Raw genomic sequence first — 6492 nt, 5'->3', positions numbered from 1 at the left:
GTGACTACCTGATGAGCTATTACAACGAACAGAGGCCTCATTGCCACAACGGTGGTTTAACCCCGGTGATGAGGGAAAAAGAAGCTAAGAAGCTGTCCGGAAATAGTTGACCACTACATCTGCATCAGCGCTTACAGCAGTGTCTTTCCTTGTGAACCTACCGCTTCACAAGGTGTCAACTATACTGTAAAGTGTCAATCCCGCCGTCAACTGGAGAGTGCCATGGGCCAAAAAATGAAGAACGCACCGGTGTACTTCACCATTGCCCAAGTCCGGCACAACCCCGTCCTTCGGCTCGGCTCCTACGCACCCGACATTCAGGATCGCATGCGGAAAGCAGGCTACCCCGACTTTAAGAAGGGGATCGCCATGGCATTTACGCTCGCGCCCCAACTGGGAGACGCCCCACAGCCGCAGCCCCCAGTCGTTGAACAAGTCGAGCGGCTGATGTTTTTTAGTACTGACAGCACTAGGGGATTCATCGTCGAGCAGAACGCCCTATCGTTTCACACGACAGAGTATGAAACGTTTGAATCCCTTGCTGACGAATTCATGCGAGGGCTGGCCATCGTTCACGAATGCGTCACGTTGGCCCACTCCGAGCGGATTGGGCTACGGTACCTCGACGCAGTCGTTCCTCCTGGCGGTGAGACAGGACTCACTGACTACTTGGCGCCTGGTGTGCTCGGGCTCAGCAGCCGTTTGCCGGAAGAAGTCACGGTCTCTCACTCGTTTGCCGAAACACATATCCAAACAGCCAAGTGCGCCGTTCTCGCACGAACGATCATCCAATCTGGGCCGCTTGGATTCCCTATGGATCTTCAACCCATTGGAATGAAGGTTGCCGATCGATTCCGCGAGATCAATGGCGTTCATGCCATAGTGGATACCGATGCATCAATCGAAGGTCGGCACCCTTTCAATCTGGAACTCATAAAATCTCAGCTGCAAGTGTTGCGTGATGGTGTCGGGATTGCATTTGACGCAACTGTTACGCCGATCGCGGTCTCAGCGTGGAATAGCTAAAAACGCAAAGGAGATAACCATGTACGCAGCCTATCAGTCCAATGGGCCAGCAAGACCCATAACCCGAACTGCCGCGTTTACGAAAGAAGATGATCTTCTTGTGGACATGGCGCGACAGAATAATCTTCGTGGGCGTATCTTGACCTATTGCGTCGCTGGTACGTTTGGATTGCTGTCGCCGAACTATTTGCATGCTAGCGCGGCCACTGCAAATTGGGACATCAATCAAATCGAGATCAGCGGACAGAGCGAAAACTCGGAAGGCACCATCAGTGAATCTGCTCGAGACATCGCACACATTCGTGCGGTCACAAAGATCTCAGTTTCTGAGCTTTCCAGGGTATTTGGCGTATCGCGACAAGCGGTACATGAGTGGATTAAGGGAGGCACTCTTTCGCCGCGAAACGCACAACGTCTCTCAGAGCTGGCACGAGCTACTGACGTATTTCTTGAAGCTGGAATCGAGGCATCCCCTCAATTTTTCCGCAGAAAGATTGCTGGTGGCCAGTCCATTTTGGACGCCGTCAGAGAAAACGGAAATGTCGCGGAGTTGGCAAAAACGCTCGCTACCACTCTGGTCAGGGAATCCCAGCAACGCCAGCGTCTCGCTGCACGCCTAGCGGGAAGATCTGCGACTCCCGATACTTCCACAGAATTTGGCTCTCCTCACCTTGATGAAAATGCGTGAGGAGCCATTGCATGGCAGACAACGATCGGCAGTTTTCATGGCGCCAAGGCAATGTCGTAACTCTTGAAGCAGCGAAGGCGCTCGATCTGCTGACACCCGAATGTGATGATCAGCACTTCGCTGTGGTCGCTTCCCACGACTGCGACCTATCAGCATCGCAGGACAAAGAACCATGTGTTGAGATCGTGATCGGAAAACGCATTGACAAGCTTGGTGGCGATTCATTCGGCAAAACTGCCAGGCGCCTGCATATCGAATATCAGTCAGAAGCCGGATCTATAGCAATTGAACTATTGGCAACGAGTAAGCGGCCAGTAGCAAAGCATGAACTATTTTCCACTCAACCCCGCCAAGACATATGGCTCGATGGCCAGGGTATCGGAATACTTCAGCGGTGGCTCGCGTCTCGCTATCACCGCGCCGCGTTTCCAGAAGCTTTTGAGGATCGCCTGCGTAGCGCCAACCTACCCGGAAAACGAACCTTTCTTAAACGCATAGAGAGCGTCTTGGCAGACGGTGGCGATTACATACGCGCACTGCTTTTCGATCTTGATGAAGGTAAAGACGTTGAGCGCGATGGGCCGGATGACGTCTATCAGCTTGGGATTGTCGTGCTCTATGACAGCCTTCGAGACGAGCCGACTGCTGCACAAGTCGCAAGCAAGGCAGCTGAAGCACTGGAAGAGCTTTTCGAGGCAGCCTTTCACCCCAAGGACTTAGGATGGAAAAACATCTGCCTCATGTATTGCGACCCAATTTCGGACAGTGCCATTACCGTCGCTCAACGTGAGATGCTGAAGCAATGGCGTCTGGAACATATGAGTCTCCAAGAAGACCCGCCACAACCAATGATCACACCTTGATCCATGCTGAATGGATCAGATCTGTATACCGCTGCAATTAGCGGGACACGCTACACGTGGTGACCCAGATTCTTTCCCGCTGCTCATCCCACAGCGCCGGCGGATCAACCGCCAGATCGAACAATGTGATGTGGTTCGGCAGTGCGTCGTCCAGGATGGCCGCCACGATGTCGGGTGCCAGTGTGGTCAGGTTGACCATCCGGCTGACGTAGCTGTTGTCAATTCCTTCCCGCGTAGCGATCTCCTTCAAGGACTTCGCCTCTCCTGACTCCAGGATCGCCAACCAGCGGTGGCCTCTGGCCAACGCCAACTGGATGGAGGACGGTGCTACGTCCCACGGTCTGACCGGCGCGGTTTCGCCGTTCGGCAAGGTGACCAGTTTGCGGCCACTGCGGCGCTTGATCTGGATCGGCACGGACAGGGTCAGCCTGCCGTCGCTGGTCTGCAGGATGTCCGGCTCGCCGGTTTTCTGGATGCGGATGTCGCTCATGCCAGGGCCTCCGCTTGTTGCTCGACCGGCTCGGGACGCAGTTCCAGCACCAGCCGCTCGATGCCGTTGGCGCGCAGTCGCACTTCGAGGTCATTGGGCGACACGATCACCTTCTCCACCAGCAGCTTGACGATCCGGGTTTGCTCCGCTGGGAACAGTTGATCCCAAATCGCGTCGAGTCGGGTCATGGCCACGGTGATCTTGGCCTCGTCCAGGGTCGGGTCGAGTTTGATCGCTTGCGGTAGCATATCGCCGAGCAAATTCGGTGCACGCAGGATCGCGCGCAGTTGATCAAGCACCGCCGATTCGAGTTCTGCGGCAGGCAGTCGCGGCAGCCCCGAGGCACCCGCGTGTTCCTTGGCATCACGCTGGGGCACGTAGTAACGGTAGCGCCGACCATTCTTCTTGGTGGTGTGCCACGGCGACAGCGCGCGCCCGTCGTTGCCGAACACGATGCCCTTGAGCAGATAGGGAACCTTGGCCCGCGTCGTGTTGCCCCGCACCCGGCCATTCGTCTCCAGGATCGCGTGGACGCTGTCCCATAGTTCGCGGCTGATGATCGGCGGGTGTTCGGCCTGGTACCACTGGTCCTTGTGCCGCAACTCGCCAAGGTAGGTGCGGTTGCTCAGGAGCTTGTAGATGTGGCCCTTGTCGATCGGCCTGCCATCGCGAGCTTTGCCATCTTGTGTGGTCCACGCCTTTGACGTCACGCCATCCAGTTTCAGCTCTTTGACCAGTGCGGTGCTGGACCCAAGTTCGACGAATCGCTGGAAGATGTTCCGGATCAGATTGGCCTCACGCTCGTTGGGCACCAACCGCCGGTTCTCGACGTCATAGCCCAGCGGCGGCACGCCACCCATCCACATACCCTTGCGCTTGCTGGCCGCGATCTTGTCGCGGATGCGCTCGCCAGTGACCTCGCGCTCGAACTGCGCGAAGGACAGCAGGATGTTCAGCATCAGCCGACCCATGGAGGTCGTCGTGTTGAACTGCTGGGTGACCGACACGAACGACACGCCGTAGCGCTCGAACACTTCTACCATCTTGGAGAAGTCCGCCAGGCTGCGCGTCAGACGATCGATCTTGTAGATGACGACCACGTCGATCTTGCTGGCCTCGATATCCGCCATCATGCGCTGGAGCGCCGGGCGTTCCATGTTGCCGCCGGAAAAAGCGGGATCGTCGTAATCGTCGGCGACCGGTATCCAGCCTTCGGCGCGCTGGCTGGCAATGTAGGCATGACCGGCATCGCGCTGGGCGTCGATCGAGTTGTACTCTTGGTCCAGCCCTTCATCGGTGGATTTGCGCGTGTAGACTGCACAGCGCATACGGCGCTTCAAGACTTCACTCATCGCCCACCTCTCTTCTCGGTGGACGGCTTGGCCTTAGTGTTGGACGGCGGCTTGAGGCCAAAGAACAGCGGACCCGACCAGCGCATGCCGGTGATTTCGCGGGCGATCATCGAGAGGCTCGGGTACATGCGTCCCTGGAAGTCATACTGGCCGTCGGCGGTTGCGATCACGCGGTACTCGACGCCTTTGTATTCCCGGACCAGTACCGTGCCTGCGGCCGGACGGTAATCGCGGTCGCGTTTCTTCACCTTACCGGTTTCGACCAGTGATTCGATGCGACGCTGGTTGCGATCCAGCAGATTGGCATCGACCTTGCGGAACTCCAACTCCTGCAGACGGTAAGCAATCCGGCGTTCGAGGAAATGACGGTTGTGGGTGGGCGTGTCGCCACCGACCAGTTTCTGCCAGAGTGCCCGGATCTCTGCCATCGGCATCTCGGGCAACCTGGCGATCTGCGCCGCTACCGATGGCGGCGTGGAAAACGATGGTGTTTGCGAGCTCATTTCGACTCCGTAGTTGTCTTGTTGACGGGGTCTGTATGAACGCGCTGGTTGCCAGAGAAGCCAAGCTCAAACCCGCTCGCTTCGGCCCTGTTTGCGGACTGTTCTGTGCCGGTGATACGCAGGCGTGCCAGGCCATTGGCCAGCAACGACGCGATCTCGTGGCGACGCTGTTCCGGCGTCATCCGCTCCGGTGGTAGATGGTTGATTTGATGCATCGGTGGCGGTCCTCTCGGTCAAACTCACATGCAGTGAAATTGTCCGGATGGACTGCTGCCGACACCATGAGGGAGTTTCGGAGTCGTGCGAACCGATGCGGGTTGCTGCGAAAAGCAGGTCCCTTTTAGTTCGCCAGATGACGGGCGAGGATGGTCTTCATCAACGAATTGCCGAGCGGGGTACTGGCAAGCATGTCTCGGATTTGCTCGTTGATCTGTTGGGCTGGAACACCTGCGTTCCCTGCCGCCTGCGTGACTGCCGAATAAGCATCGAGCACATCAGCGCCGGTGATGTCGTAGCCATAGCCGAGAGAGATCCAGCGCAACGCAGCAAGACCTGCGGCGAGCGCGAATGCTGGCTGCTTCTCGGCGTAGTCACGGGCAGCGCGCGTCAGCGTGCGCGGATCGGTCGGGCTGCGTGCTGCCAACTCAGCAGCCACTGCGAAGAGCCCCGCGTCTTTCGCCGCCGCGAACCATTTACCCTCGGCGCCAGGCGTGTTGGCAATCAGGTCGCGCAGAATCTCATCTGGCTGTTTGTGGGAATACTTCTTGGCAATGGCGCGAAACGTCGCCAGGTTCGTTGCGCCCTGATTTGCCTCGATGGCATAGCGGCGGTAAGCCTCGTCGAGCAAACCAGAGGACAACAGGATCTCTTCGCAGGCCTCGGCAATCTGCCAGCCAGGATCATTGAGACCGCGCGACTCCTCGGCGTATCGGATCGCCTCGGCCTTCCTGCCCATCGCTGCCAATGCCTTCACACCCCAGCGCCGATCGTGCCACCACTTGAACCGTGCCTTGTCGAGCAGTGCCAGCAAATCCTGGTAGCGACCCGCCGCGAACATTGATGCCAGGCAAGCGCTGGTGCCTTTGAAGAATCCATGTCCGGAAGCCTTCGGGCTCCACACGCTCTCGACGACCGGCAAAAACTCATCGGCCCAGTGCGAGGCCAGCTCCGGCGTCACGCACAACTCGCCCCAGTAATCGCCGAGCAGTTCGATGTAGGGCATCTCGTCGTCCTGCAGCGCTTGCCACAAGCGTTCGAGCCAGCGTTCTCGCAGCTTCGGCTCGACGTCAGCCTTGACGATGATGGGCACCAGGGTATCGATGGCCTTGTTGACGGCCGAACCCAGTGCCCCCGATGAACTGTCCACCTGTTCCAGCGCCGGCGAGAGCTTTTCTAGCAGGATAATGGCGCCCTCAGCCGCGATTACAGGCTCCTTGCGGGCGACCTGCTTGATCTCCGTGATGGCTTCCTTGATCCGCTGCACCGGCGTGTCGGACCGCCAGCCAAAGGCATGCCGGCGAAAACGGGAAGCGAATTGCCACTTGTGGGCGCTCATGATCGATCCACCATA

Annotated in this window: 8 protein-coding genes; 3 read left to right on the top strand and 5 right to left on the bottom strand. The window is 58.0% G+C overall.

Translation table 11 applies throughout. The features are described 5' to 3' along the window. Positions 1 to 222: 222 nt before the first annotated feature. The 3 genes from WH50_RS17670 to WH50_RS17660 are packed head-to-tail and all read left to right on the top strand — an operon-like array spanning position 223 to position 2577. The gene (locus WH50_RS17670; protein WP_110188619.1) at positions 223 to 1026 is read left to right on the top strand and encodes a TIGR04255 family protein; all 804 of its coding nucleotides are present in this window, start codon (positions 223 to 225) and stop codon (positions 1024 to 1026) included. 19 nt (positions 1027 to 1045) lie between these two features. After that, complete coding sequence (locus WH50_RS17665; protein WP_110188617.1) at positions 1046 to 1714, top strand: helix-turn-helix domain-containing protein; 669 nt, start codon at positions 1046 to 1048, stop codon at positions 1712 to 1714. An 11-nt stretch (positions 1715 to 1725) separates the two neighbouring features. Then, positions 1726 to 2577 carry a hypothetical protein gene (locus WH50_RS17660; protein ID WP_110188615.1) on the top strand — a complete coding sequence of 284 codons (852 nt, stop codon included), beginning with the start codon at positions 1726 to 1728 and terminating at the stop codon, positions 2575 to 2577. A gap of 37 nt (positions 2578 to 2614) precedes the next feature. On the opposite strand, the gene WH50_RS17655 is transcribed toward WH50_RS17660, so the two are convergent. From WH50_RS17655 to WH50_RS17635, 5 genes are all read right to left on the bottom strand, one after another. Further along, positions 2615 to 3067 carry a LacI family transcriptional regulator gene (locus WH50_RS17655; RefSeq protein WP_110188607.1) on the bottom strand — a complete coding sequence of 151 codons (453 nt, stop codon included), beginning with the start codon at positions 3065 to 3067 and terminating at the stop codon, positions 2615 to 2617. After that, positions 3064 to 4419: a recombinase family protein gene (locus WH50_RS17650; RefSeq protein ID WP_110188605.1), complete on the bottom strand. Its 1356-nt coding sequence runs from the start codon at positions 4417 to 4419 to the stop codon at positions 3064 to 3066. The genes WH50_RS17655 and WH50_RS17650 overlap by 4 nt, the downstream gene beginning before the upstream one ends. Next, positions 4416 to 4922: a DUF2924 domain-containing protein gene (locus WH50_RS17645; RefSeq protein ID WP_110188603.1), complete on the bottom strand. Its 507-nt coding sequence runs from the start codon at positions 4920 to 4922 to the stop codon at positions 4416 to 4418. The genes WH50_RS17650 and WH50_RS17645 overlap by 4 nt, the downstream gene beginning before the upstream one ends. Beyond that, a complete protein-coding gene (locus WH50_RS17640; RefSeq protein ID WP_110188601.1) occupies positions 4919 to 5137 on the bottom strand; it encodes a hypothetical protein in 219 nt (72 codons plus the stop codon). Before WH50_RS17640 ends, WH50_RS17645 begins: the two co-directional genes overlap by 4 nt. Positions 5138 to 5262: 125 nt before the next feature. Next, positions 5263 to 6477: a hypothetical protein gene (locus WH50_RS17635; protein WP_110188599.1), complete on the bottom strand. Its 1215-nt coding sequence runs from the start codon at positions 6475 to 6477 to the stop codon at positions 5263 to 5265. Positions 6478 to 6492: the final 15 nt, after the last annotated feature.

Source organism: Pokkaliibacter plantistimulans (assembly GCF_003194385.1).
GTDB lineage: Bacteria > Pseudomonadota > Gammaproteobacteria > Pseudomonadales > Balneatricaceae > Pokkaliibacter > Pokkaliibacter plantistimulans.
The sequence above is the reverse complement of the archived record's forward strand: the minus strand, read 5'-3'. Positions and strand labels throughout refer to the sequence as shown.

Bases quoted from the DNA above. Each gene is read 5' to 3' on its own strand.
- WH50_RS17660 (WP_110188615.1), top strand. From the start codon at position 1,726: ATGGCAGACAACGATCGGCAGTTTTCATGGCGCCAAGGCAATGTCGTA.
- WH50_RS17645 (WP_110188603.1), bottom strand. From the start codon at position 4,922: ATGAGCTCGCAAACACCATCGTTTTCCACGCCGCCATCGGTAGCGGCG.
- WH50_RS17655 (WP_110188607.1), bottom strand. From the start codon at position 3,067: ATGAGCGACATCCGCATCCAGAAAACCGGCGAGCCGGACATCCTGCAG.
- WH50_RS17665 (WP_110188617.1), top strand. From the start codon at position 1,046: ATGTACGCAGCCTATCAGTCCAATGGGCCAGCAAGACCCATAACCCGA.
- WH50_RS17635 (WP_110188599.1), bottom strand. From the start codon at position 6,477: ATGAGCGCCCACAAGTGGCAATTCGCTTCCCGTTTTCGCCGGCATGCC.
- WH50_RS17640 (WP_110188601.1), bottom strand. From the start codon at position 5,137: ATGCATCAAATCAACCATCTACCACCGGAGCGGATGACGCCGGAACAG.
- WH50_RS17670 (WP_110188619.1), top strand. From the start codon at position 223: ATGGGCCAAAAAATGAAGAACGCACCGGTGTACTTCACCATTGCCCAA.
- WH50_RS17650 (WP_110188605.1), bottom strand. From the start codon at position 4,419: ATGAGTGAAGTCTTGAAGCGCCGTATGCGCTGTGCAGTCTACACGCGC.